General features: G+C 63.2%; 21 protein-coding genes. 8 read left to right on the forward strand and 13 right to left on the reverse strand.

Annotation, left to right across the window (positions count from 1 at the left end; all coding sequences use genetic code 11):
* Positions 1-13: 13 nt before the first annotated feature.
* The 8 genes from K3725_RS04635 to K3725_RS04670 form a co-directional block, all read right to left on the reverse strand.
* Positions 14-775: a Phenylacetic acid catabolic protein gene (locus tag K3725_RS04635; RefSeq protein WP_260017684.1), complete on the reverse strand. Its 762-nt coding sequence runs from the start codon at positions 773-775 to the stop codon at positions 14-16.
* Positions 776-799: 24 nt separating this feature from the next.
* On the reverse strand, positions 800-1,873 hold the full coding sequence (gene paaE / locus K3725_RS04640; RefSeq protein ID WP_260017685.1) for a 1,2-phenylacetyl-CoA epoxidase subunit PaaE: 1,074 nt from the start codon (positions 1,871-1,873) through the stop codon (positions 800-802).
* Between the two features lie 10 nt (positions 1,874-1,883).
* Positions 1,884-2,357 carry a 1,2-phenylacetyl-CoA epoxidase subunit PaaD gene (gene paaD, locus K3725_RS04645; RefSeq protein WP_260017686.1) on the reverse strand — a complete coding sequence of 158 codons (474 nt, stop codon included), beginning with the start codon at positions 2,355-2,357 and terminating at the stop codon, positions 1,884-1,886.
* Positions 2,358-2,456: 99 nt separating this feature from the next.
* Positions 2,457-3,218 (reverse strand): 1,2-phenylacetyl-CoA epoxidase subunit PaaC, encoded by a 762-nt coding sequence (gene paaC, locus K3725_RS04650; protein ID WP_260017687.1) that lies wholly within the window; start codon positions 3,216-3,218, stop codon positions 2,457-2,459.
* The gene (gene paaB / locus K3725_RS04655) at positions 3,218-3,502 is read right to left on the reverse strand and encodes a 1,2-phenylacetyl-CoA epoxidase subunit PaaB (protein WP_008562338.1); all 285 of its coding nucleotides are present in this window, start codon (positions 3,500-3,502) and stop codon (positions 3,218-3,220) included. Before paaB ends, paaC begins: the two co-directional genes overlap by 1 nt.
* A gap of 63 nt (positions 3,503-3,565) precedes the next feature.
* On the reverse strand, positions 3,566-4,543 hold the full coding sequence (paaA, locus tag K3725_RS04660; RefSeq protein WP_260017688.1) for a 1,2-phenylacetyl-CoA epoxidase subunit PaaA: 978 nt from the start codon (positions 4,541-4,543) through the stop codon (positions 3,566-3,568).
* Between the two features lie 24 nt (positions 4,544-4,567).
* Positions 4,568-5,770, reverse strand: a complete 1,203-nt coding sequence (gene pcaF / locus K3725_RS04665) for a 3-oxoadipyl-CoA thiolase (protein ID WP_260017689.1) — start codon at positions 5,768-5,770, stop codon at positions 4,568-4,570.
* A gap of 210 nt (positions 5,771-5,980) precedes the next feature.
* Positions 5,981-7,606, reverse strand: a complete 1,626-nt coding sequence (locus tag K3725_RS04670; protein ID WP_260017690.1) for a sulfatase-like hydrolase/transferase — start codon at positions 7,604-7,606, stop codon at positions 5,981-5,983.
* A 127-nt stretch (positions 7,607-7,733) separates the two neighbouring features.
* Here K3725_RS04670 and K3725_RS22560 point away from each other — a divergent pair, with 127 nt between their 5' ends.
* Together K3725_RS22560 and K3725_RS22565 are read left to right on the forward strand one after the other, a co-directional pair.
* On the forward strand, positions 7,734-7,883 hold the full coding sequence (locus tag K3725_RS22560) for a hypothetical protein (protein ID WP_311202217.1): 150 nt from the start codon (positions 7,734-7,736) through the stop codon (positions 7,881-7,883).
* Positions 7,884-7,928: 45 nt separating this feature from the next.
* Complete coding sequence (locus K3725_RS22565; protein ID WP_311202218.1) at positions 7,929-8,264, forward strand: GNAT family N-acetyltransferase; 336 nt, start codon at positions 7,929-7,931, stop codon at positions 8,262-8,264.
* A gap of 145 nt (positions 8,265-8,409) precedes the next feature.
* On the opposite strand, the gene K3725_RS04680 is transcribed toward K3725_RS22565, so the two are convergent.
* Both K3725_RS04680 and K3725_RS04685 read right to left on the reverse strand, forming a co-directional pair.
* Positions 8,410-9,765 (reverse strand): aspartate aminotransferase family protein, encoded by a 1,356-nt coding sequence (locus K3725_RS04680; protein ID WP_260017691.1) that lies wholly within the window; start codon positions 9,763-9,765, stop codon positions 8,410-8,412.
* 43 nt (positions 9,766-9,808) lie between these two features.
* Positions 9,809-10,588, reverse strand: a complete 780-nt coding sequence (locus K3725_RS04685; protein ID WP_260017692.1) for an IclR family transcriptional regulator — start codon at positions 10,586-10,588, stop codon at positions 9,809-9,811.
* A 515-nt stretch (positions 10,589-11,103) separates the two neighbouring features.
* On the opposite strand from K3725_RS04685, the gene K3725_RS04690 reads away from it, so the two are divergent.
* Positions 11,104-13,194: a 3-hydroxyacyl-CoA dehydrogenase NAD-binding domain-containing protein gene (locus tag K3725_RS04690; RefSeq protein ID WP_260017693.1), complete on the forward strand. Its 2,091-nt coding sequence runs from the start codon at positions 11,104-11,106 to the stop codon at positions 13,192-13,194.
* A 139-nt stretch (positions 13,195-13,333) separates the two neighbouring features.
* Here the strand turns inward: K3725_RS04690 and rpe are convergent, their stop codons facing one another.
* The gene (gene rpe / locus K3725_RS04695; RefSeq protein ID WP_260017694.1) at positions 13,334-14,023 is read right to left on the reverse strand and encodes a ribulose-phosphate 3-epimerase; all 690 of its coding nucleotides are present in this window, start codon (positions 14,021-14,023) and stop codon (positions 13,334-13,336) included.
* A gap of 215 nt (positions 14,024-14,238) precedes the next feature.
* On the opposite strand from rpe, the gene phnC reads away from it, so the two are divergent.
* The 5 genes from phnC (at position 14,239) to K3725_RS04720 (ending at position 19,025) form a co-directional block, all read left to right on the forward strand.
* Positions 14,239-15,057, forward strand: coding sequence for a phosphonate ABC transporter ATP-binding protein (phnC, locus tag K3725_RS04700; RefSeq protein WP_260017695.1), 819 nt, complete (start codon positions 14,239-14,241; stop codon positions 15,055-15,057).
* A 64-nt stretch (positions 15,058-15,121) separates the two neighbouring features.
* The gene (gene phnD, locus K3725_RS04705; protein ID WP_260017696.1) at positions 15,122-16,024 is read left to right on the forward strand and encodes a phosphonate ABC transporter substrate-binding protein; all 903 of its coding nucleotides are present in this window, start codon (positions 15,122-15,124) and stop codon (positions 16,022-16,024) included.
* 115 nt (positions 16,025-16,139) lie between these two features.
* On the forward strand, positions 16,140-17,009 hold the full coding sequence (phnE, locus tag K3725_RS04710) for a phosphonate ABC transporter, permease protein PhnE (RefSeq protein WP_260017697.1): 870 nt from the start codon (positions 16,140-16,142) through the stop codon (positions 17,007-17,009).
* Positions 17,006-18,379: a phosphonate ABC transporter, permease protein PhnE gene (phnE, locus tag K3725_RS04715; RefSeq protein WP_260017698.1), complete on the forward strand. Its 1,374-nt coding sequence runs from the start codon at positions 17,006-17,008 to the stop codon at positions 18,377-18,379. Before phnE (K3725_RS04710) ends, phnE (K3725_RS04715) begins: the two co-directional genes overlap by 4 nt.
* 31 nt (positions 18,380-18,410) lie before the next feature.
* Positions 18,411-19,025, forward strand: a complete 615-nt coding sequence (locus tag K3725_RS04720) for a chloramphenicol acetyltransferase (protein WP_260017699.1) — start codon at positions 18,411-18,413, stop codon at positions 19,023-19,025.
* 180 nt (positions 19,026-19,205) lie between these two features.
* Here the strand turns inward: K3725_RS04720 and K3725_RS04725 are convergent, their stop codons facing one another.
* Entirely contained in the window at positions 19,206-20,276 is a 1,071-nt protein-coding gene (locus K3725_RS04725) for an Mrp/NBP35 family ATP-binding protein (RefSeq protein ID WP_260017700.1), read from the reverse strand.
* Between the two features lie 236 nt (positions 20,277-20,512).
* Positions 20,513-21,541 (reverse strand): type I glyceraldehyde-3-phosphate dehydrogenase, encoded by a 1,029-nt coding sequence (gap, locus tag K3725_RS04730; protein WP_260017701.1) that lies wholly within the window; start codon positions 21,539-21,541, stop codon positions 20,513-20,515.
* Between the last annotated feature and the right edge of the window lie 31 nt (positions 21,542-21,572).

Genomic DNA, 21,572 nt, shown 5'->3' on the forward strand with positions numbered 1-21,572 from the left:
CTTCCGCAGGAGATCAGGCGGCAGGTTTCAGCCCGGCCTTGGCCAGAACGGCAGCAGCCTGCTGTTCCCAGCGGGCTTTCAAATCCGCATTCGGGGTGCGGCGCAGGCCCAGGGTCTTGAGACCCTCGAATTTTTGCGAGGTCTCGGAACCAAAGCTCGCCGCAACCCGCGGCCACCAATAGTCCGCCAGCTCCTGCAGGGCATCGGCGCCCTGTGCTTCCACCAGAACCATCAGGCCTTCCTCGGCCAGCTCGGCGTGATGCGCCTCGATGGGCTGGATGGCGCGGAAGGCCTCGGCCAGCGGCTGGTAGGAAACATGGCTCAGCTCTTCCAGCTGCACGGTGACGGCTGTCCCCATCAGAAGGTTCATCACCACTGCATCCGCCCAGCCTTCCAGCGGGTAGTTGAACACGGCGAGGCGCATGTCGTGCTTGCTGCGGGTCTGGCCGATGTCGGCGCCGCGTTCCAGCCGCGCGGTCCAGGGGTGGTGGTCGGCATAGCGTTCTGTATCTGCGCCAAAATCGCCCATGATACGCAGCACCTTTTCGGCGCTGTCGGATTTTTCCAGAACGATCTTGGCGGCGGCGATGCGCGCCTTGATGCCCGGCCCCTCGTTGATAATGTCGGCAAAGCCTGCGGCCCCCGCCAGTTCGCTGTCGACAAAGGTCGCCATCATCTTCATCAGCTCGGCGCGGTAGCGCGGCGGCACGTTGGACGGGTTGCTCAGCACGCCGCCCTGGGCCAGATAGCTTGCGATGCTCATCTCGTCAGTCATGATCTTTCCTCCCTCGCGCAGGCGTTACTGGTCGTAATCGACCACGACGTTATCGGTCACTGGATAGGCCTGGCACGAGAGCACATAGCCTTTTTCGACCTCGTAATCCTCCAGCGCGTGGTTGGCGACCATTTCGACCTCGCCCTCCAGCACCTTGCAGCGGCAGGTGGAGCATACACCTGCCTTGCAGGCATAGGGCGCGTCCATGGCGTTCTCGAGCGCCGCGTCCAGCAGGGTCATGTCCTTGCCCATTTCGATGGTCTGGGTGGCGCCGTCCAGCGTAATCGCGGCCTTGGTCTGGTTGGCGCTGCTGGCCGCATCCGTTGCGGTGGCCTTGCGCTTGGCGCGGCCCGGCTGAGCAGAGGCGAACAGTTCGAACTTGATCTGGCTATCGCCTAGACCGGCGGTGCGCAGTGCCGCAGCGATGCCCAGCATCATCGGCTCCGGGCCGCAGATAAAGGCGGTGTCGACCGACTGAATGTCGATCCAGTGCTCGAACAGCTGGGCGCATTTCTCCTCAGTCACCAGACCGGTGAACAAGTCGATTTCCTGAGCGTCGGATTCCAGTACATGGATCACATTGAAGCGGCCCATGTAGAGGTTTTTCAGATCCTCCAGTTCCTCGCGGAACATGATCGTGTTCACGCCCTTGTTGGCGTAGACCAGCGTGAAGGAGGATTTGGGTTCGGCCTCAAGCGTTGTCTTGAGGATCGACAGCACGGGCGTGATGCCTGAACCGCCGGCAAAGCCGAGGTAGTGCTTTTGCGCCGTCCCGTCGAGCGGGGTGAAGAAGGTCCCCATCGGCGCCATCGCCTGCAGGGTATCACCCGCCTTCAGCTCGGTGTTAGCCCAGGTCGAAAAGGCGCCGCCGTCGACGCGCTTGATGCCGACCTGCAGGATGCCTTCGTCCTTGCCGGCGCAGATCGAGTAGCTGCGCCGCAGTTCCTCGCCGTCGAAGTCGCGGCGGAAGGTCAGGTACTGCCCTTGGGTGAAATCGAATTCCTCAGCCGCGCCACCCGCGGGCTTCAGGGTGACAACCACCGCATCGCGGATGGTCTTGCGGACGTCGGTGACTTCAAGGTCGTGAAAGCGCGCCATCAGGGTCTCCTCAGATGCACTTGAAATAATCAAAGGGTTCGAGGCAGTCCTGGCAGCGCCAGTGGGCCTTGCAAGGGGTCGAGCCGAACTGGCTGACCTTGGTGACATGTGTGCTGCCGCAGTGCGGGCATTTCTCGGGGCCGCCTGCGGGCTGGGGCGGGGCGATGCCGTAAGCCTCCAGCTTGGTGCGGCCTTTTTCCGACAGCCAATCGGTGGTCCAGGCCGGCGAAATCTGCGTTTTGAGCCGCAGATCAGTGATGCCGCGGCCGCGCAGGGCGGTCTCAATATCCATGGCGATCACCGCTGTGGCCGGGCAGCCGGAGTAGGTCGGGGTTACGGTGACCACCAAAGTCTTCCCTTCCCAGGCCACATCGCGGATGATGCCCAGGTCCACCAGCGAGATCACCGGGATCTCCGGGTCCGGCACGGCGTCGAGCCAGTCCCAGACTTGGGTGATGCTTGGCTGAGTTGTCACTTGGCTCATGCGGTTACCCTCATTGGCTGTTCCGCCCGGACTTCCCAGCGGAAGCGGGCCTCACCCCCGTTTGACGCCGGGGATGCCCTCAGTTCCTTGGCCGAGGCCTTACCACTTGGCGCCTGGATAGGCGCGCTGCAGCCATTGCATCTGGGTCAGCAGGTGGCCCAGATGCTCTGTGTGCATCGCACCGGTGCGCCCGCCTTTGTGGGCAAAGCGGCTTTCGGGAATGGACAGCGTCGCATCACCCAGGATGCGGGACACCAGTGCGTCGTATTCTTCGCGCAGGGCCGCCGGATCGGGGGCGATGCCAGCCTTCACCATTTCGGCGTCCACATCGTCGGACTGGAACATCTCGCCCACATAGGGCCAGAGGTAATCCAGCGCCTCCTGCATCCGGCGGTGGCTTTCCCCGGTGCCGTCGCCCAGCCCCACCACAGTGTCGGCGGAGCGTTCCAGGTGATAGGCCACCTCTTTCGTGGCTTTCTCGGCAATTGCGGCAACGCGTTCGTCCGATGATTTCATCAGCCGGCCCAGCTGGATCGAATGCCAGGCGTCAAACAGGAACTGGCGCATCAGGGTGCGGCCGAAATCGCCGTTCGGCACCTCGCACAAGAGCACGTTGCGGAAATCCCAGGCGTCGCGCAGGAAGGCAAGATCGTCGGCGGATTTGCCTTCGCCTTCAACTTCGGCGGCAAGGCCGAGCCACATTTGGGTCTGGCCGATCATGTCCAGCGCAGTGTTGGCCAGCGCGATGTCCTCTTCCAGCACCGGCGCGTGGCCGCACCATTCGCTGACGCGGTGGCCGAGGATCAGGGTGTTGTCCCCCATCCGCAGCAGGAACTGGAAAAATGCGTCTTCGCGGGCCATTACATCGCCCCCACTTCTTCGGGGATGTCAAAGAAGGTCGGGTGGCGGTAGACCTTGCTTTCCGACGGCTCATAAAGCGGGCCCTTGTCGCTGGGCGAGGAAGCGGAAATGTGGTTGGCTTCCACAACCCAGATCGACACGCCTTCGTTGCGGCGGGTGTAGACGTCGCGGGCGTTCTTGATCGCCATTTCCGCGTCCGGCGCATGCAGGGAGCCGACGTGGCGGTGGCTCATGCCGTGCTGGCCGCGGATGAAGATTTCCCAGAGGGGCCATTCGTTTTTCATGTCTCAAATCCTCCTGGCTGAGGGGGCGCTGCGCGTCTGGGCGGGGCGCCGGAATGCTTGGGGTTATTCGGCGGCGTGCCGGCGCGCGGCTTTTTTCTTGGCGTGGGCAAGCAGGCCGTCGCGGACCCAGGCGCCGTCGTCCCAGGCCTTGTTGCGGGCGGCGAGGCGGTCCACGTTGCAGGGGCCGTTGCCTTTGATCACTTCAAAGAACTCGCTCCAGTCCGGATCGGTGTAGTCGTAATGGCCGCGTTCCTCGTTCCACTTCAGGTCGGGATCGGGGATCGTCAGGCCCAGGTATTCGGCTTGCGGCACGGTCTGGTCGACGAACTTCTGGCGCAGTTCGTCGTTGGTGTTCATCTTGATCTTCCAGGCCATCGACTGGGCGGAATGGACCGAGTCCTTGTCGGAGGGGCCGAACATCATCAGCGACGGGTACCAGAGGCGGTTCAGCGCATCCTGTGCCATCTTCTTCTGCTCCGGGGTGCCTTCGGCCATCTTGCGGATCGCGTCATAGCCCTGGCGCTGGTGGAAGCTTTCCTCCTTGCAGATGCGGATCATCGCGCGGGAGTAGGGGCCGAAGGAGGTCCGCTGCAGCGGCACCTGGTTCATGATCGCCGCGCCGTCCACCAGCCAGCCCACTGCACCGATGTCGGCCCAGTTCAGCGTCGGGTAGTTGAAGATCGACGAATACTTCATGCGGCCGTCCAGCAGCATCTCGGTGATTTCGTCGCGGGAGACACCCAGGGTTTCCGCCGCGCAGTAGAGGTAGAGGCCGTGGCCGGCCTCATCCTGCACCTTGGCGAGGAGGATCGCCTTGCGCTCCAGCGTCGGCGCGCGGGTGATCCAGTTGCCCTCTGGCAGCTGGCCGACGATTTCCGAATGCGCGTGCTGCCCGATCTGGCGGATCAGCGTTTTGCGGTAACCCTCGGGCATCCAGTCCTTGGGCTCGATCTTCTCGCCCGCGTCGATGCGCGCCTGGAAGGCAGCCAGCTTTTCCGGATCGTCCTGGGTCGCTTCGGATTTGATCATCTGAGCATACATGTCTGGGACCTCCCCTAGGGTTCGTTACACGCGTTCGAGGATCAGGGCGGTGCCCTGACCGACGCCGACGCACATGGTGCAGAGCGCATACCGCCCGCCGGTGCGCTGAAGCTGATAGGCAGCGGTCAGCACCAGCCGCGCCCCGGACATGCCGAGCGGGTGGCCCAGTGCAATCGCACCGCCGTTGGGATTAACATGGGGCGCGTCGTCCGGAAGGCCAAGCTCGCGCAGGGTGGCAAGGCCCTGGGATGCAAAGGCCTCGTTCAGCTCGATCACGTCCATCTGTTCAATGGTCAGGCCAGTGCGGGCCAGAACCTTGCGGGTGGCAGGCACCGGGCCGATGCCCATGATGCGCGGCTCCACGCCTGCAGCGGCCATGCCGACGATGCGGGCCATCGGTTTCAGACCGTTCCTCGCCGCAGCCGCTTCATTCGCCATCAGGATCGCCGCAGCACCGTCATTGACGCCGGAGGCATTGCCTGCGGTCACGGTCTTGTCCGGGCCGTTGACGCCCTTGAGGCCCGCCAGCTTCTCTGCCGAGGTGCCGGGGCGGGGGTGTTCATCGGTGTCCACCACCAGATCATCGCCCTTGCGCTGCGGGATGGTGACCTGGGTGATTTCGTCCTTGAAGATGCCGGCCTCATGCGCGGCGGCCCAGCGGGCCTGGCTGCGGGCGGCGAAGGCGTCCTGATCGGCGCGGGAGACGCCGTAGTCCTCTGCCACGTTGTCGGCAGTCTGCGGCATCGAGTCGGTGCCGTACATCCCGTGCATCTTCTTGTTCACGAAGCGCCAGCCGATGGTGGTGTCATAGACCGCATTGGCACGGGTGAAGGCAGAGGTGGCCTTGGGCATCACGAAGGGCGCGCGCGACATGCTTTCGACGCCGCCGGCGATGGCCATGTCATAGTCGCCCGCCTTGATCCCGCGGGACGCCATGCCGACCGCATCCATGCCCGAGGCGCAGAGGCGGTTAATCGTGGTGCCGGGAACGGAGGTGGGCAGGCCCGCCAGCAGCGCCGCCATGCGGGCCACGTTGCGGTTGCTTTCCCCCGCCTGGTTGGCATCGCCAAAGATCACATCGTCCAAGGAGCCCCAGTCCACATCCGGGTTGCGTTCGACCAGCGCCGCAATCGGCAAAGAGGCCAAATCGTCGGTACGCACCTGGCTCAGTGCGCCGCCGTAGCGGCCGATCGGGGTGCGGGTGGCATCGCAGATGAAAGCATCCATGGGTGTTCGCGTCTCCTGTGGCGGCGGCAGGAAAAGCCGACCGTTGGGTCGGTGATACGCCGGAAGATGATTCGCGGCAAGTAAATTGTAACTCAAAAATGTGATGTTGGAAAAATCTGTAACAAGTGGGCGCAGAGCTGTCCGGTCAGGGGGCTGAACCTTCCTGCATGACTGCAGGAAGCTGCGTGCAGAAGTGAAAGAGCCGGGCGGTTACTTCGGTACTTGCCCGCGGTATTTTTCTGTCAATTCCGGCGCAACTTCATCAGCCTCATAGACCCCCAGCAGGATACCCTTGCGTCCGGACTTGCCGCGGCGCGCTTTGATCTGCGTATCCGACAGGGTGATCCGCTGCGACATTCTGAGGCCCCATTCCAACAACCGGTCATACATCAGGTCGAGCACCGCCTGGTGAGCGCCGTCCTTGGCGAGGTCCACCAGTTCATCCGGGTCGTTTTCCATGTCAAACAGCATCGGCCGCAGCCCGCCCTCGGCATGCATGAACTTCCAGCGCTTGTCCGTCACCATGAACAGCCGCGCATCCTTCGGCTCCAGCCCCAGCTTTTCACACAGCGGCATGGTGGAGTAATCGAACTCGGCAATGGCATAGTCCCGCCACGCGGGCTTTTCACCCCGCAGGAATGGCATCAAGGAGCGCCCCTCCAGGATATGCGGCGCAGGTTCACCGCCCGCTGCCTCCAGGAAAGTGGGCAGCAGGTCGATTGCTTCGACCAGTTCATCGCAAGTAGTGCCGCGGGTGGCATCGGCCTCCGGGCGCGGGTCATAGATGATCAGCGGCACCTTGATCGAGGGCTCGTGGAACAGGTTCTTTTCGCCCAGCCAGTGATCGCCCAGATAGTCGCCGTGATCCGATGTCACCACGATCATGGTGTCCTGCATCCGGCCGGTGTTCTCCAGCCAGTTGAACAGCCGCCCCATCTGGTCATCGGCCTGTTTGATCAGCCCCATGTAGGCGGGGATCACCTTCTGGCGCACCTCGTCCCGGCTGAAGGTCCTGCCGATCTGGTTGTTCATCATGCCGTCAAACACCGGATGCGCGTCTTCGCGCTCCGCCTCCGAGCGCACAACCGGCAGCACATGCTCCGGCCCGTACAAATCGTGGTAGGGCGCGGGCACGATATAGGGCCAATGCGGCTTGATATAGCTGAGGTGCGCACACCATGGTGCATCGGCCTGCTCGATGAACGCCATCGCCTGAGTGGTCAGCCAGGGTGTCTCGCTGTCTGCCTCGGCGACATTGGCGGGCTTGTCCGCATTGACCATGAACCAGCCGGACGCGATGTCATTGCCCTCTATGCCGGCATTGGCAAAATCGTTCCAGGGGTTGTCTCCGGGATAGCCCTTTTCTTTCAGGTATTCATTGTAAGGGCTGCGTTTGCTGTCATAGAAACCGTCCGGCCCCTCTGCCCACAGCCCGTCATCGCGCACCCAGGGGTCAAAGCCGCATTCCGACTGGCGCACGCCGATCACGCTGTCCGGTGCCAGGCCCAGGCGCTGCATCCCGTCAGCATCCGCTACCATATGGGTCTTGCCGATCAGGTGGCAGCCCATCCCCGCCTTGCGCAGATGGTCCCCCATCGTCCACTCGCCGACCCGCAGCGGATAGCTGTTGAACTGCACCCCGTGGCTGGACGGGTAACGCCCGGTGTAGCTCGACATCCGCGAGGAGCCGCAGGTTGGCGACTGCACATAGGCGCGGGTAAAGCGCACGCCCCTGGCGGCCAGCCCGTCGATGTGCGGCGTCTGCAAATGCGGATGGCCGGCGCAGCTCAGATAGTCGAACCGCAGCTGGTCGAACATGATATAGAGGATGTTCATCGGCGCCTCCCGCTCAGTGCTGCTGTATTGATAAACAAGTGAAGCAATTTTGGCGAGGAGATCTTCTTGACGGGCCTCGCCTCAGCTTGAACTATGGCGTCTGTTTTCTCTATTCCCAACGGCATTCATGACCAGTCCATCAGCCGCCGCCGTGATCCGCCCCGCTGGAATGCATGACTGCTCCAGCCTTGCCGCCCTGTCGATCGAAGTCTGGGCCGGCACCTATCTGCGCAATGGGATCAGCGCGCATTTCGCGGACTATGTGCTGGCGCATTAAACATCTGCGCATTTTGCCAAGGCCCTGCAAAACCCGGCCGAGGGCTTGCTGGTCTCTCAGAACCTGGATGGCATTGACGGCTATATCCGTGTCACGCACGGACGGCCCAGCCCGGCTGGCGGGGCTTCGTGCACCGAAATATCCACGCTCTACGTCCAGCCGCGGCATCACGGGCGGGGCATCGGGCGGCGCTTGCTGCAAGCCTGGCTGCAACTTTGCCGGTCAAACGGCTGGGACGCGCCCTGGCTTGCCAGCAATTCGGAGAACTCCCGCGCGATCTCCTTCTATCTGGGCAACGGGTTCGAACATGCCGGGCTGACAAGTTTCAGGATCGGCGGCGAAGAATACGCCAACGACGTGCTGCAGTACTCCTCTCTCTGAGGCCGCCGGTCAAAACTTCAACGGCCTTTCCAATGTGCAGGCAGAAAGGAAACAAGCGGGCCCGAAGCATGTGCTTCGGGCCCGCCATGGCATCTGGTGGCGCCCGGGCCTGACGGCCCGGGCGCAGGGGGATCTGGCGCTGATGTCAGCTCACCGCTGCAAAGCCTGCATCCAAGGCAGAGAGGATAGTGCCGGCCTCCGCCTCGCTCAGCACCAGCGGTGGTGACAGGATGATGTTGGGGCCGGAGACCCGCACCATGGCGCCTGCTTCATAGGCCGCTTCCTGCAGCGTGCCGATGGTCTTCTTGTCCACGGCTGTCTTGGTGGTGCGGTCGGACACCAGCTCAAGCGCGCACATCAGGCCGTGGCCGCCGCGGACGTCGCCGATCAGATGGTATTTCTGCTGAAGATCCAGCAGGCCCTGGTGGATCTGGGTGCCGCGGGCGGCGGCGTTTTGCGTTACGTTCAGGCGAAGGGTCTCTTGAAGGCAGGCCAGGGCTGCAGCCGCACCGACCGGGTGGCCCGAGTAGGTGTAGCCGTGGCCGATTGCGGCCTTGCCGGTGGTGTCCTTCTCGAAGGTTTCGGTCATGTGGTCTGCAATCATCACCGCGCCAAAGGGGAAGTAACCGTTGGTGATTGCCTTGGCGGTGGCCGTCATGTCCGGCTGCACGCCCCAGTGGCGAGAGCCGCTCCACGATCCGGTGCGGCCGAAGGCGGTGATCACCTCATCCGCGATCAGCAGGATGCCATTTCTGGAGCAGATCTCGCGCACCCAGGGCATGAAGCTGGCGTGCGGCGGGATCACCCCGCCGGCCCCGAGGACCGGCTCCATGATGAATGCGGCGATTGTCCCCGCGCCCTGAAAGGCGATCTCGTCCTCCAGGGCTTGCAGGCAGAGCTGGGCCAGGCGTTCCGGATCGGTCTCGTTGAAGGGGTTGCGGTAGGTGTAAGGCGCCGGGATGTGGAAGCAGCCCGGCAGCAGCGGTTCGTACTGAGCGCGGAAGTTGGCGTTGCCATTGACCGAAGCCCCGCCCATGTGGGTGCCGTGGTAGCCTTTCTTGAGGCTCAGGAACTTGGTGCGGCCTTCTTCGCCGCGGATCTTGTGGTACTGGCGGGCGAGACGCAGGGCGGTTTCCACCGAATCCGAGCCGCCGGACGTGAAGAAGGCGCGGGTGAGGCCATCGGGCGCAAAGAACTTGCGCAACTCCTCTGCCAGCTGGATCACCTGGTCGTTGGTGGTGCCGCGGAAGGTGGAGTAGTATGGCAGAACATCAAGCTGCGCGGCGATGGCATCCTTTACTGGCTGGCAGGAAAAGCCGAGGTTCACGTTCCACAGGCCGCCAACAGCATCAACCACTTCATGCCCGTCGATGTCGGTGATCTTGACCCCTTGGGCAGAGGTGATGATGGCGGGCGGGTTGGCCAGACTGTCAGCCGGGTGTGCCATGGGGTGCCAGAGTGATTTGGCGTTGTGCTCTTTCAGGAAATTGGAGTCTTTCATGGGGCAGCTCCTGGATGCGGCCTGGCTTGGGCCGGTGAAGGGGTCAGGCGGTGTCGTCCTGCGGGAAGCCCGCGGGAGCGGACCCTCCGATGCGGTATGTGAGGGCAGCGCCTGCGCGGCGCAGGGCGGCCGGGATCAGTTGTTTCTGTTCTGCTGTCATGCGGGAGGCGGGGGCGGCCACCGCCAGGGCGCCGATCACCTTGCGGTCCGGATCAAATATTGGAACCGCATGGGAGTGAACGTCTTCCTCAAAGCCGCCGATAGACACGGCAATGCCGCTTTTGCGGATGCCGTCCAGCTGAGCCCGGAGTTTCCCCGGATCGGTAAGGGTCTCCGGGGTGCGGGCTTCCAGCGGCTGGGACAGTATGGTTTCGACGAAGGCCGGTTCGGCAAAGGCCAGAACTGCCATGCCGGAGCTGGTGCCGTGGAACGTCAGTACTTTGGCGTCCTCCATCATTACCCTGGTGGCGTTGCGCGGGGAATAGGCGTGTGACAGCGAATTGAGCTGGCTGCCTTGCAGCAGAGAAAGGTGGCTGGTTTCGCCGGTTTCATCGCTCAGTTCGCGCAGCACCTGGCGGGAAACGGAGAGGATCGGCACCGCGGCCTCGCGCAGGGCTGCAAGACGCAGAACCTGGGGGCCCAGCCGGTAAGAGCGGTTGCTGCCCGTCTGTTCCACAAAGCCTGATTCCTGAAGTTCGTTCATCAGCCGGTAAACGGTTGCCTTATTCATGCCGGACAAGCGCGTGAGGTCGCTGAGTCCGATCCCGGTGCGGCCGTGATCGAAATATGTCAGCAGCGACAAGGCTTTGGATACGGTGCCCATGCGACTGTTGAAGCTCCCTGTTTGAACTGTCCGGTCGGTCTTTCCGGGGTGGCAGTCCCGGGATGCGGTTTGAATGACAGATACAATGCCTGGCTGTCAACAATATAAACCGAAGGTTCATATAATGAACCGAGTAGTTGAGCCTGGGCGAACGACGGGGCTGCAAAACTCATGTTGACGCCGGCAATGATCAGGCTGCGTGGGGTTTGGTGTATGCCGAACACCTGGAAAGACCCGTGAACAACCCTATGCCGCGGTTGCCGGGTTGCTTTGAGGGCGGGTTCACGCCGGCATCAGGCTGGCCTGCGGGATAATATGTTTCAGAAAGTTTCCATTTTGCCCGGCTTCTGTTACGCAATCGCCAGCGTAACCGGCCACCGGACACCAGAACGCCGCGACGCGGCGTTTGCTGGCCTTCGGCGGCCATTGGGGCTTGGCGCCGGTCCGGGTGCTGTGCCTAATCTATTGGGAACCGGGCGCAGGCACTGCCGCCGCGGGAGAGAGAGGAAGACCGGATGAGTGAAGCCATTGCATACGAGCGCGTCGGCGATTTTGCCGTTCTGAAAGCGCAGAACCCGCCGGTGAATGCGCTGGGCATTGATGTGCGCAAGGGATTGCTGGCCGGAATCGAGCGTGCTGAAGGCGAGGGCGCCAAGGCGGTGCTGATCTACGGTGAGGGAAAGACCTATTTCGCGGGTGCCGACATCCGTGAATTCGGCAAGCCGCCGCAGGAGCCCTACCTGCCGGGCCTGTGCAGCAGGATCGAGGCCTCGCCGCTGATTGTGGTCTCCGCCATGCATGGCACTGCGCTGGGCGGCGGGCTGGAGGTGGCCTTGTCCTCGCATTACCGGATTGCGGTGCCTTCGGCCAAGATGGGACTGCCGGAGGTCAACCTGGGCATCCTGCCCGGCGCGGGCGGCACCCAGCGGCTGCCGCGGCTGGCGGGGACAGAAGCTGCGCTGGAGATGATCACCACCGGCCGCCACATCGGCGCGGCAGAGGCGCTGGACAAGGGTATCATCGACCGCATCGAAGAGGGCGCGCCGCGCGAGATCGGCCTGGCCTATGCGCAGGAATTGCTGGATGCAGGCGCGCCGCGCCGGGCGGTTGGGGAAATGCCTGCTCCGGAAGCTGTGGATTTTGATGCCATTTATGAAGCGACGCTGAAGAAAGGCCGCGGCCAGCTGTCCCCGGCAACCGCTGTGCGTGCGGTGCAGGCGGCGGTCGAGGCTGTGAGCTTTGAAGCCGGCCTTAAGCGTGAGCGCGCGCTGTTCACAGAGCTGATGGAGTCCGATCAGCGGCAGGGGCTGATCCATGCCTTCTTCTCGGAGCGTGCGGTCAGCAAACTGCCGGAGCTGGAAGGAGTTGAACCCCGTGACGTATCCTCAATGGGGGTAATCGGCGGCGGCACCATGGGTGCAGGCATTGCCACCGCGGCGCTGCTGGCCGGGCTTCCGATTGTGCTGATCGAGATGACGGACGAGGGTGTTGCCGCCGCGCGCGGCCGGATCGAAGGCAATCTGCAAGGCGCCCTGAAGCGGGGCAAGGTCACCCAGGCGCAATATGATCAGCTGACCGGCGAGGCGCTGACTGTGGCCACGGATTATGCCGCGCTGAGCGAGGTGGATCTGGTGGTCGAGGCCGTGTTCGAAGACATGGGTGTCAAGCGCGAGGTCTTTGGCAAGCTGGATGTGCATTGCAAGCCGGGGGCCGTGCTGGCGACCAATACCTCCTATCTGGATGTCGATGAAATCGCCGCGGCAACGTCCCGTCCGCAGGATGTGATCGGGCTGCACTTCTTCTCGCCCGCGCACGTGATGAAGCTTTTGGAGGTGGTGGTAGCGGAAAAGACCGCTCCGGAGGTCCTGGCGACAGGCTTTGCGCTGGGCAAGCGGTTGAAGAAGGTCGCGGTACGATCCGGCATCTGCGACGGGTTCATCGGCAACCGGATCATGAACGCCTACCGCAAGGCGGCGGAATATGTGGTGCTGGACGGGGCCTCGCCTTATCAGGTGGACAAGGTGGTGACCACTTTCGGCTTCCCGATGGGGCCGTTTGCGATGGGCGATCTGGCGGGGCTGGACATCAACTGGGCGGCCCGCAAGCGCCGCGCGCCGACGCGGGATCCGCGCGAGCGGGTGCCGCGGTTCTATGAGATGCTCTGCGAGGGCGGGGACTTCGGCCAGAAGACCGGCAAGGGTTTCTATGTCTACGAAGCGGGCAAGCGCGGTGGTGTCCCGAACCCTGAGGTGGCGGAGCTGATTGCCCGGGATCAGGAGGAGCAGGGTGTCACCCCGCGGGAGTTCTCCGACGCTGAAGTGCTGCGCCGCTACATGTGCGCTATGGTCAACGAGGCCGCAAAGGTGGTGGGCGAGGGCATCGCCCGGCGTCCGCTGGACGTGGATATGGTGATGCTGTTTGGCTACGGCTTTCCGCGGTTCTGGGGCGGGCCGTTGAAATGGGCCGATCTGCAGGGGCTGGACGGCATCCTGGCCGATATCAAGGCCTATGCGGAAGAGGACGGGTTCTTCTGGCAGCCGGCGCCGCTGCTGGAGCAGCTCGTGGCAGAAGGCAAGACCTTCGGCGATCTGAACAAAGGCGCCTAGACAAGCGGGCGGCGCCAGGCCTGGCGCGCAAACGCTGGCCGTAATACGAGAAAAGCGCCGCGCGGAACGCGCGGCGCCTGGCCCAACAAGAGCGGTGCATCCAGGATGCGCCTGGCGATTGGCGGGAGTTCCGCGTGCCTTAGGCCCAGGTGCCTTCGGTGGCGGACCGGATCTTGCGGATGTTTTCGCCGTAGACCTCCGGGGTGTCGACCGATCCGCCCTTGAACACGGCGGAGCCTGCGACCAGCACGTCGGCGCCGGCTTCGGCCACCAGCGGCGCGGTGGTGGGATCGACGCCTCCGTCGATCTCGATGTGCACCGGACGGTCGCCGATCATCGACCGCAGGCGGCGGATTTTGCCGGTCATGTCGATGAACTTCTGGCCGCCAAAGCCCGGGTTCACGGTCATCACGCAGACCAGGTCGGTGAGGTCCAGGAGGTGCTCAACCGCTTCGGCCGGGGTGCCGGGATTGAGTGCCACGCCCGCTTTCATGCCCGCCCCCCGGATCGCCTGCAGGGTGCGGTGGATGTGCGGGCCTGCCTCGATATGGGCGGTCAGCACATCAGCGCCGGCATCGGCATAGGCGCTGATGTAGGGGTCGACCGGCGCGATCATCAAGTGCACGTCCATCACTGTCTTCACATGCGGGCGGAACGCTTTTACCGCCTGCGGGCCGAAGGTGAGGTTCGGCACGAAATGCCCGTCCATAACATCCACATGCACCCAGTCGGCGCCCTGGGCTTCGATCGCCTGGATCTCCTGCCCGAAATTGGCGAAATCGGCAGACAGGATGGAGGGTGCGATTTTGATATTGCGGTCAAAGGACATCTGGCAGCTTCCTTTTGCAAAGGGAATTGAGGAGTTGCAGGCCGTATAGACCGTCCGGCCCTCTGTGCACAGGGGCAGATTGCGCAGCGGGCCCGTTTCCTTGGGCGCTGCGCCTGCCGGTTGCGCCGGGCCGCGTTACAAAACTTTCACGGCAGTGACACATGAGCTTTGAGCAGGGCCGGTAGGCAATCCCCGAACGAGAAGGGAGCGCCCCGGTGCTGCGCATTGACAAACTGACCAAACGGTTCGGCGGTAAGATCGCGGTGGATACCGCCACGCTGGACATTGATAAGCCCTGCATGATCGGCATCATCGGCCGCTCCGGCGCAGGCAAATCCACCTTGCTGCGGATGCTGAACCGGCTGGAAGACGCCAGCGGCGGCCGCATCCTGTTCGAGGGGCGCGAGATCACCGGGCTTAAGGGCAGGGACAAGCGCGCCTGGCAGTCCGAATGCGCGATGATCTTCCAGCAGTTCAACCTGGTGCCGCGGATGGATGTGGTGTCCAACGTTCTGCACGGCACGTTGAACCGCCGCAATGCGATGGCAACGCTGTTCAACCTGTACCCGATGGCGGATATTCACACGGCGATCGACATCCTCGACCGGCTCGGCATTGCTGAACATGCCGCCAAACGGGCCGAGGCGCTGTCTGGCGGCCAGCAGCAGCGGGTGGCGATTGCCCGGGCGCTGATGCAGGACCCGAAAATCATTCTGGCAGATGAGCCGATTGCCTCGCTCGACCCGATGAACGCCCAGACCGTGATGGAGGCGCTGCGCCGCATCCACGAAGAAGACGGGCGCACCGTGATTGCCAACCTGCACACGCTGGACACTGCGCGCCGTTACTGCGACCGGGTCGTCGGCATGCGCGACGGGCGCATCGTGTTTGACGGGCTGCCGGAGCAGCTCACCACGGGTGTCGCCCGCGAAATCTACGGCGCCGGAGAGGAATTCTCCGAAGCAGCCACCTCGACCGAAATCGAAACGCTGGAAAAGACCGGCACGATGCGCGCCGCCGTTCCCGCTGAATAACTCCTGATCTGATTTCATCGACCCGGCGGGCTGCTCTGCCGGGACCCAACCGGAGAGACATGAGATGAAGAAACTGATTGCTGCCGTTCTGGCAACCACCGCGCTGACCGCCCCCGTTGCGGCAGAAGAGATCAAGGAATTCCGCATTGGCATCCTGGGCGGCGAAAACGCACAGGACCGCTTGAACAACAACGAATGCCTGCGCGAATATGCCGAGAAAGAGCTGGGTGTCGAAACCAAGCTGTTTGCGCCCGCGGACTACAACGGTGTGATCCAGGGCCTTCTGGGCGGCACCATCGACATGGCTTGGCTGGGCGCGTCCGGCTATGCCAAGACCTACCTGTCCGACCCCGAAGCGGTCGAGCCGGTGCTGGTCAAGGTGAACACTGACGGCGGCTACGGCTATTACTCGGTCGGCTTTGCCCGCAAGGACAGCGGCATCACCTCGCTGGAAGACCTGAAAGGCAAGACCTTCGGTTTCGGCGATCCGAACTCCACCTCGGGCTACCTGATCCCGTCGATCGAAATTCCGAACAAGATCAATGCCTCCATGGACTCCGGCGACTACTTTGGGGAAGTGAAGTTCACCGGCGGCCATGAACAGACCATTGTCGCGGTTGCCAATGGTGACGTTGATGGCGGCGTGACCTGGGCCGACGGCCTTGGCGAATGGGAAGACGGCTACCAGTCCGGCGCCCTGCGCCGCGCCGTGGATGCAGGCCTGGTCGACATGAACGACATGGTGGAAATCTGGAAATCCGCCCCGATCCCGGAAGGCCCGGTGGTTCTGCGCAAGGCCCTGCCGGCAGACGTCAAAGCCAAGATGACCGAACTGATGGACAATCTCAGCGAGATTGACCGCGATTGCTTCTATGGTGTTGCGGCAGGTGAGGCCAAGAGTTTCGACCCGATCACCCATGAAGCCTATCAAGTGATCATCGAGGCCCGCAAACTGAAGTCCCAGTAATTTCAGCCCAGCACGTATTTTACTGTGCTCTGCGGGGTTCCGGGCCGGTCTTGGAGCCCCGCAATTTCCTGGATGGACCCAGTATCCCCCATCCCTAGAAGATCAGGATCCCCAAATGGCAGATTTGACAGCCGCCCGGCCCGGCATCGCGGATATCCGGCAGCACTACACCGCCCATACCCAGCGCAAGCGGCTCTATGGCGGTATCCTTCTGGCGGTTTTTGTGGCGCTGATGGCCGCGGGGTTCCGCACTGCGGATGCGCGCAATGCAGGCTCTTTTGCCGACGGATTCACACGCATCTTTGATTACCCGGCGGAGGTCTTGGCCGAAGCCGCGGAAAAGGCCGCGCAACTCCCCGGGCATCTGGTGCATTTCTTTCCGGCGCTGGTGGAGACCTTGAACATCGCCGCCGCCTCGACTTTGGTGGGGGCTGTGTTCGGCACGCTGCTGTCGCTGTTGGCCACCCGCGGCATGGCGCCTTGGCCTATGCTGATCCCGCTGTTCCGCCGCATCAGCGATATCTGCCGGGCCATACCGGAAATTGTTATCGCGCTGGTGCTGATCTTTGTGCTCGGCGGCGGTCCGGTGCCTGCCATGATCGCCATCGCCATCCACACGGCCGGCGCGCTGGGCAAGCTGTTTTCCGAAGTAAATGAGAACGCCTCCCTGAAGCCCGTCGAGGGGCTGACTTCCGTAGGTGCAACCTGGGCGCAGCGGATGACGCTGGGAGTGATCCCGCAGGTTGGCCCGAACTATGTGAGCTATGCGCTGCTGCGGTTTGAGATCAACATCCGTGCCTCTGCCATCCTTGGCTTTGTCGGCGCGGGCGGCATTGGCTACGAATTGAAAAACGCGATGTCCTGGGGGCAGGGGCGCTACGACGAGGCCGCCGCGATCTTCCTTCTCCTGTTTGTCACCATCGTGGCCGTTGACCAGCTGTCCGGCCTTTTGCGTGACCGCCTGACCCATGGAGCGAAGGCATGACCACTTTTGACACCACCCTGACGCCGGCGGACCTGAAGTCTGACATCTCCCGGCTGTTCCTCAGGAAACGGCTGATGAACTTTGCCCTGCCCGCTGCGGTGCTGGCCTATCTCGCCTATGTTTTTGTGGCCTTCGACATGCCGGGGCTGTGGGAGCGTGCGAGTCTGGACAACGCCAAAACACTGGTGAGCGACAGCTACAGCTACAAGACCCATGTCACCCGCGACAACCGCAGCGGCGAGGTGTCGGTGGCCATCGAGGGTGAGCGTAAGGGCGCCTATCCCGACGGCATGTCGCCGGATTGGGTGGCCCTGGGCGAGACCACGGTCATTGATCTGGAGAACGGGCATAGGGTCACCTTCGGCCCGGAGAGCATTGAATACGCCATTCCCGGTTTTGGCACCGTGCGTGCCACCCCGAGCCGCAGTGTTGGGGTTCAGGCGGAATTGCCTGCCGGAGATGTGCCGGAATGGATCAGTGTTTCGAAGAACCGCCTGGCCGTCACCACGGAGGCCGGCCGCCTGACTGTCACCCGCAACCGGGCAGAGGTATTCCGCTATTTCGCGGGGTGGGAGCTGTTCTTCTTTACCCTCGACAGCCCGTATTACGGCGTAGGGGCAGGGGAACTGGTGCAGCGTGCTGCCACCGGCGAAGCTGGTGCGATTTTCCAGGAGTTCTGGACCAACAAGATGTGGCGCCATCAGGATGTGGCCTGGGCGATTGCCGAAACACTGCTGATGGCCTTTCTGGGCACCATTGGTGCGGGCATCATCGCGTTGCCGCTGGCCTTTCTGGCGGCCCGGAATTTCATGCCCCTGCGCAGTATCCGCTTTGCCATGCGCCGCTTCTTCGACTTTGTGCGCGGCGTCGACTCGCTGATCTGGACGGTGGTGCTGGCGCGGGCCTTTGGCCCCGGCCCGCTGACCGGCGCGCTGGCGATCCTGGTGACCGATACCGGCACTTTCGGCAAGATCTTCTCCGAGGCGCTGGAGAACGTTGACCAGAAGCAGATTGAGGGCGTGGCTTCAACCGGAGCCAAGCCAGTGCAGCGCTACCGATTTGGGGTGATCCCGCAGATCACGCCGGTTCTGCTGAGCCAGTTGCTGTATTTCCTGGAATCCAACACGCGCTCTGCCACCATCATCGGCGCGATCACCGGCGGCGGCATCGGTTTGCTGCTGACACAAGCGATCATCACCCAGAAGGACTGGGAGGAAGTGGCCTATTACATCACCCTGATCATCCTGATGGTGATGCTGATGGACTGGTTCTCCGGCTGGCTGCGCCGCCGCCTGATCAAGGGCGAGGGCAGCAAGGCCAAGCGCAAGCCGCGAAAGCCGGAGGAGGGCGGGGCGTTTTTGCTGCCCTGACCTTGCCCCGGCTTACTGAGGAGGACTGACAATGGCCCGGTTGCAGGCTGAAGAACCCTTCATCCACCCGGATTGCACGATCATTGGCAGCCGTTTCGGTGCCTTTGTGGAGATCGGGGCCGGCACCCGCGTTTCAAACGCGGTGATCGGAGACTACAGCTATTGCGACCGGACCTGTGATATTGCCAATGCAGAGATTGGCAAGTTCGCCAACATCGCCAGCTTTGTGCGGATCGGCGCCTCGGATCACCCGATGGAGAAGGCGTCTCTGCACCATTTCCTCTACCGCTCGGCAAGCTACTGGGATGACGCAGAGGATGATTCAGCATGGTTTGGCCGCCGCGCCGGCCGTATCGCGCGTATCGGCCATGACACCTGGATCGGCCACGGGGCAATGATCAAGCCTGAGGTGACCATCGGGCATGGAGCTGTCGTGGCCTCAGGCGCGATTGTGACCAAGGACGTGGCGCCCTACACCATTGTCGGCGGGAATACCGCAAGGGTGATCCGCCGGCGGTACCCTGAGGCGGTTGCTGTGCAGATGCTGGACCTGGCGTGGTGGGACTGGGACCATGAGACCTTGCGGGCCGCGCTGCCGGACTTTCGCAGCTTGAGGGCCGAAGAGTTCCTGGAAAAGTATTCCTGATCCTGCAGGCGGGCAGCTCCCGCCTGTCCCTGCACATTCACAGAATGTGCGTCACAGTTGGGCGTTGCGCCGCTGCGCGGCGCAGAAGCGCTTCTCCTGTCGTTTGGTTTGCCATCCCCGCCACGGTAAACGGCGCTGCGCGCCGCCGCCTTGCGGCCCTTGACCCCTGGCTGACTGGGGTCAGGCGGCGCCTGCGCCGGCCAGCTGGGTGGCGATATCTAGGAATACCTCTGCCTGGGCGCTGCCAGGCTTGGCTGCCACGATCGGGGTGCCGTTATCGCCGGCCACCCGCACGTCCAGATGCAGCGGGACCTCACCCAGCAGCGGCACGCCGAGTTTCCAGGCTTCCTGCGCCACGCCGCCATGGCCGAACACATGCTCCTCGTGGCCGCAGTTGGAGCAGATGTGGGTGGACATGTTTTCAATCATGCCCAGCACCGGCACGTTCATCTTGCGGAACATGTCGATGCCCTTGCGTGCGTCGATCAGAGCCACGTCCTGCGGGGTGGAGACCACGATGGCGCCGTCCACATGGGTTTTCTGCGCCAGTGTCATCTGCACGTCACCGGTGCCGGGTGGCAGGTCGACGATCAGCACGTCCAGTTCGCCCCATTGCACTTGCAAGAGCATTTGCTGCAGCGCGCCCATCAGCATCGGGCCGCGCCAGATCACAGCCTGATCCTCGCCGGTCATCAGCCCCATCGACATCATGGTGACGCCATGCTTGCGCAGCGGCAGGATGGTTTTGCCGTCGGGGCTGGCCGGGCGGCCGCTGACGCCCAGCATCTTGGGCTGAGACGGGCCATAGACGTCGGCATCCAGCAGGCCGACCTTGCGCCCTTGCATCGCCAGGGCGCAGGCGAGATTGGCGGAAACAGTGGATTTCCCAACTCCGCCCTTGCCCGAGGCTACGGCGAGGATCCGTGCCACTCCTGGCACTTTCTGCGGCGCTTGCTGCTGGGGCTGGGCGGTTGTCTTTGGCTTCAGGTCCGGTGGCGCTTTCTCAGAATGGGCGGTCAGCATTGCGGAGACCTTCTCCACCCCCGGCAGTGCTGCCGCCGCGGCGTCAGCCTTTTCGCGCACAGGGCCGTAGATCTCAGTCTTGCCGGGGTCGATTTCCAGTACAAAGCGGACGGTGCCGCCTTCGACGGTCACGGCACGGGCAATGCCGGCGCTGACGATGTCGCTGCCGCTGACGGGGTCGGTGATGGTCTTGAGCGCCTCAAGGACGGTTTCACGGGTGACGGTCACGCCGGTCTCCTGTTGCTGGTCATGTCTTGCGCCTGTTCTGACCCAAATCAGCGCCTCATGCCAGCGGTGCAGGGGCAGGAGTTTGAGTCAGCGCATCCTGGAGTCAGCTTTTCTGCAGGCTGGCCTTGCCGAAGGCCCGGACGCCTAGCGGCAAACGCAGCAGCGCCGCGCGTCAGCGCGGCGCCGGGCCCAACGGGAGGAGGCCCATCGGGCCGAGGACGGGCGGGAGGAACCCGTCAGCTGGCCAGTGCCACCCCGGCGGCATTCATCACCGCACCGATGCGGCGGCCGGTGTCTATCATGCGGTTTGAGAAGCCCCATTCGTTGTCATACCAGCTGACCACCCGCACCAGCCCCTCGGCGGTGACAGCGGTTTGCGCTGCGGCAAAGCAGCTGGAGTGCGGGTCATGGTTGAAATCGACGGAGACCAGCGGATCGTCCTCGTAGGACAGGATGCCCTGCAGCCCGTTTGCGGCCGCGGCCTGAACTGCCGCGTTGACGGCCTCAACCGTGGCGGGCCGTTCCGGCATGAAACTCAGGTCCACCACGGAAACATTTGCGGTGGGCACCCGGATAGCAGAGCCTTCCAGCCGGCCCTTCAGATGCGGCAGCACCTCGGAGATTGCCCGTGCGGCCCCGGTAGATGTCGGGATCATCGACAGCGCGGCCGCGCGGGCACGGTAGAGATCCTTGTGGCTGGTATCATGGGTTGGCTGGTCGCCGGTGTAGGCGTGGATCGTGGTCATGTAGCCGGTTTTGATGCCAAAGGCCTCATCCAGCACCTTAGCCAGCGGCGCCAGGCAATTGGTGGTGCAGGAGGCGTTGGAAACAATGAAATCCTCCGCCGTCAGGTCCATGTGATTGACGCCAAAGACCACCGTGCGGTCGGCATCTTTGCCGGGGGCGGAGATCAGCACGCGCTTGGATCCGTTTTCCAGATGCCGGGCTGCTTGTTCACGGGCGGTGAACAGACCGGTGCATTCATAGGCGATGTCCACATCCTGCCATGGCAAATCTTCCGGGTTGCGTTTGGCGCTCAGGCGGATGCTGTGAGGGCCGACGCGGATCAGATCATCCGCCAGAAATACCGGCGTTTTCAGGCGTCCGTGCACGCTGTCATACTTCAGCAGGTGAACCAGTGTTTCCGGTGGCGACAGGTCGTTGATGGCCACCACCTCGATATCCTTTTCGCCGCTTTCCAGCAGCGCCCGCAGCACCCCGCGGCCAATCCGCCCGAATCCGTTGATTGCAATCTTCAGTGTCATGTCTGATCTCCGGCTGGTGTACCGGAGCTTG

The sequence above is a fragment of the Leisingera sp. S132 genome (genome assembly GCF_025144465.1).
GTDB lineage: Bacteria > Pseudomonadota > Alphaproteobacteria > Rhodobacterales > Rhodobacteraceae > Leisingera.

What these genes read in the sequence shown, in the direction of transcription:
- K3725_RS04635 (WP_260017684.1), bottom strand. Translation starts at nt 775, where the DNA reads ATGACTGACGAGATGAGCATCGCAAGCTATCTGGCCCAGGGCGGCGTG.
- paaE (WP_260017685.1), bottom strand. Translation starts at nt 1,873, where the DNA reads ATGGCGCGCTTTCACGACCTTGAAGTCACCGACGTCCGCAAGACCATC.
- paaD (WP_260017686.1), bottom strand. Translation starts at nt 2,357, where the DNA reads ATGAGCCAAGTGACAACTCAGCCAAGCATCACCCAAGTCTGGGACTGG.
- paaC (WP_260017687.1), bottom strand. Translation starts at nt 3,218, where the DNA reads ATGGCCCGCGAAGACGCATTTTTCCAGTTCCTGCTGCGGATGGGGGAC.
- paaB (WP_008562338.1), bottom strand. Translation starts at nt 3,502, where the DNA reads ATGAAAAACGAATGGCCCCTCTGGGAAATCTTCATCCGCGGCCAGCAC.
- paaA (WP_260017688.1), bottom strand. Translation starts at nt 4,543, where the DNA reads ATGTATGCTCAGATGATCAAATCCGAAGCGACCCAGGACGATCCGGAA.
- pcaF (WP_260017689.1), bottom strand. Translation starts at nt 5,770, where the DNA reads ATGGATGCTTTCATCTGCGATGCCACCCGCACCCCGATCGGCCGCTAC.
- K3725_RS04670 (WP_260017690.1), bottom strand. Translation starts at nt 7,606, where the DNA reads ATGAACATCCTCTATATCATGTTCGACCAGCTGCGGTTCGACTATCTG.
- K3725_RS22560 (WP_311202217.1), top strand. Translation starts at nt 7,734, where the DNA reads ATGACCAGTCCATCAGCCGCCGCCGTGATCCGCCCCGCTGGAATGCAT.
- K3725_RS04680 (WP_260017691.1), bottom strand. Translation starts at nt 9,765, where the DNA reads ATGAAAGACTCCAATTTCCTGAAAGAGCACAACGCCAAATCACTCTGG.
- K3725_RS04685 (WP_260017692.1), bottom strand. Translation starts at nt 10,588, where the DNA reads ATGGGCACCGTATCCAAAGCCTTGTCGCTGCTGACATATTTCGATCAC.
- K3725_RS04690 (WP_260017693.1), top strand. Translation starts at nt 11,104, where the DNA reads ATGAGTGAAGCCATTGCATACGAGCGCGTCGGCGATTTTGCCGTTCTG.
- rpe (WP_260017694.1), bottom strand. Translation starts at nt 14,023, where the DNA reads ATGTCCTTTGACCGCAATATCAAAATCGCACCCTCCATCCTGTCTGCC.
- phnD (WP_260017696.1), top strand. Translation starts at nt 15,122, where the DNA reads ATGAAGAAACTGATTGCTGCCGTTCTGGCAACCACCGCGCTGACCGCC.
- phnE (WP_260017697.1), top strand. Translation starts at nt 16,140, where the DNA reads ATGGCAGATTTGACAGCCGCCCGGCCCGGCATCGCGGATATCCGGCAG.
- phnE (WP_260017698.1), top strand. Translation starts at nt 17,006, where the DNA reads ATGACCACTTTTGACACCACCCTGACGCCGGCGGACCTGAAGTCTGAC.
- K3725_RS04720 (WP_260017699.1), top strand. Translation starts at nt 18,411, where the DNA reads ATGGCCCGGTTGCAGGCTGAAGAACCCTTCATCCACCCGGATTGCACG.
- gap (WP_260017701.1), bottom strand. Translation starts at nt 21,541, where the DNA reads ATGACACTGAAGATTGCAATCAACGGATTCGGGCGGATTGGCCGCGGG.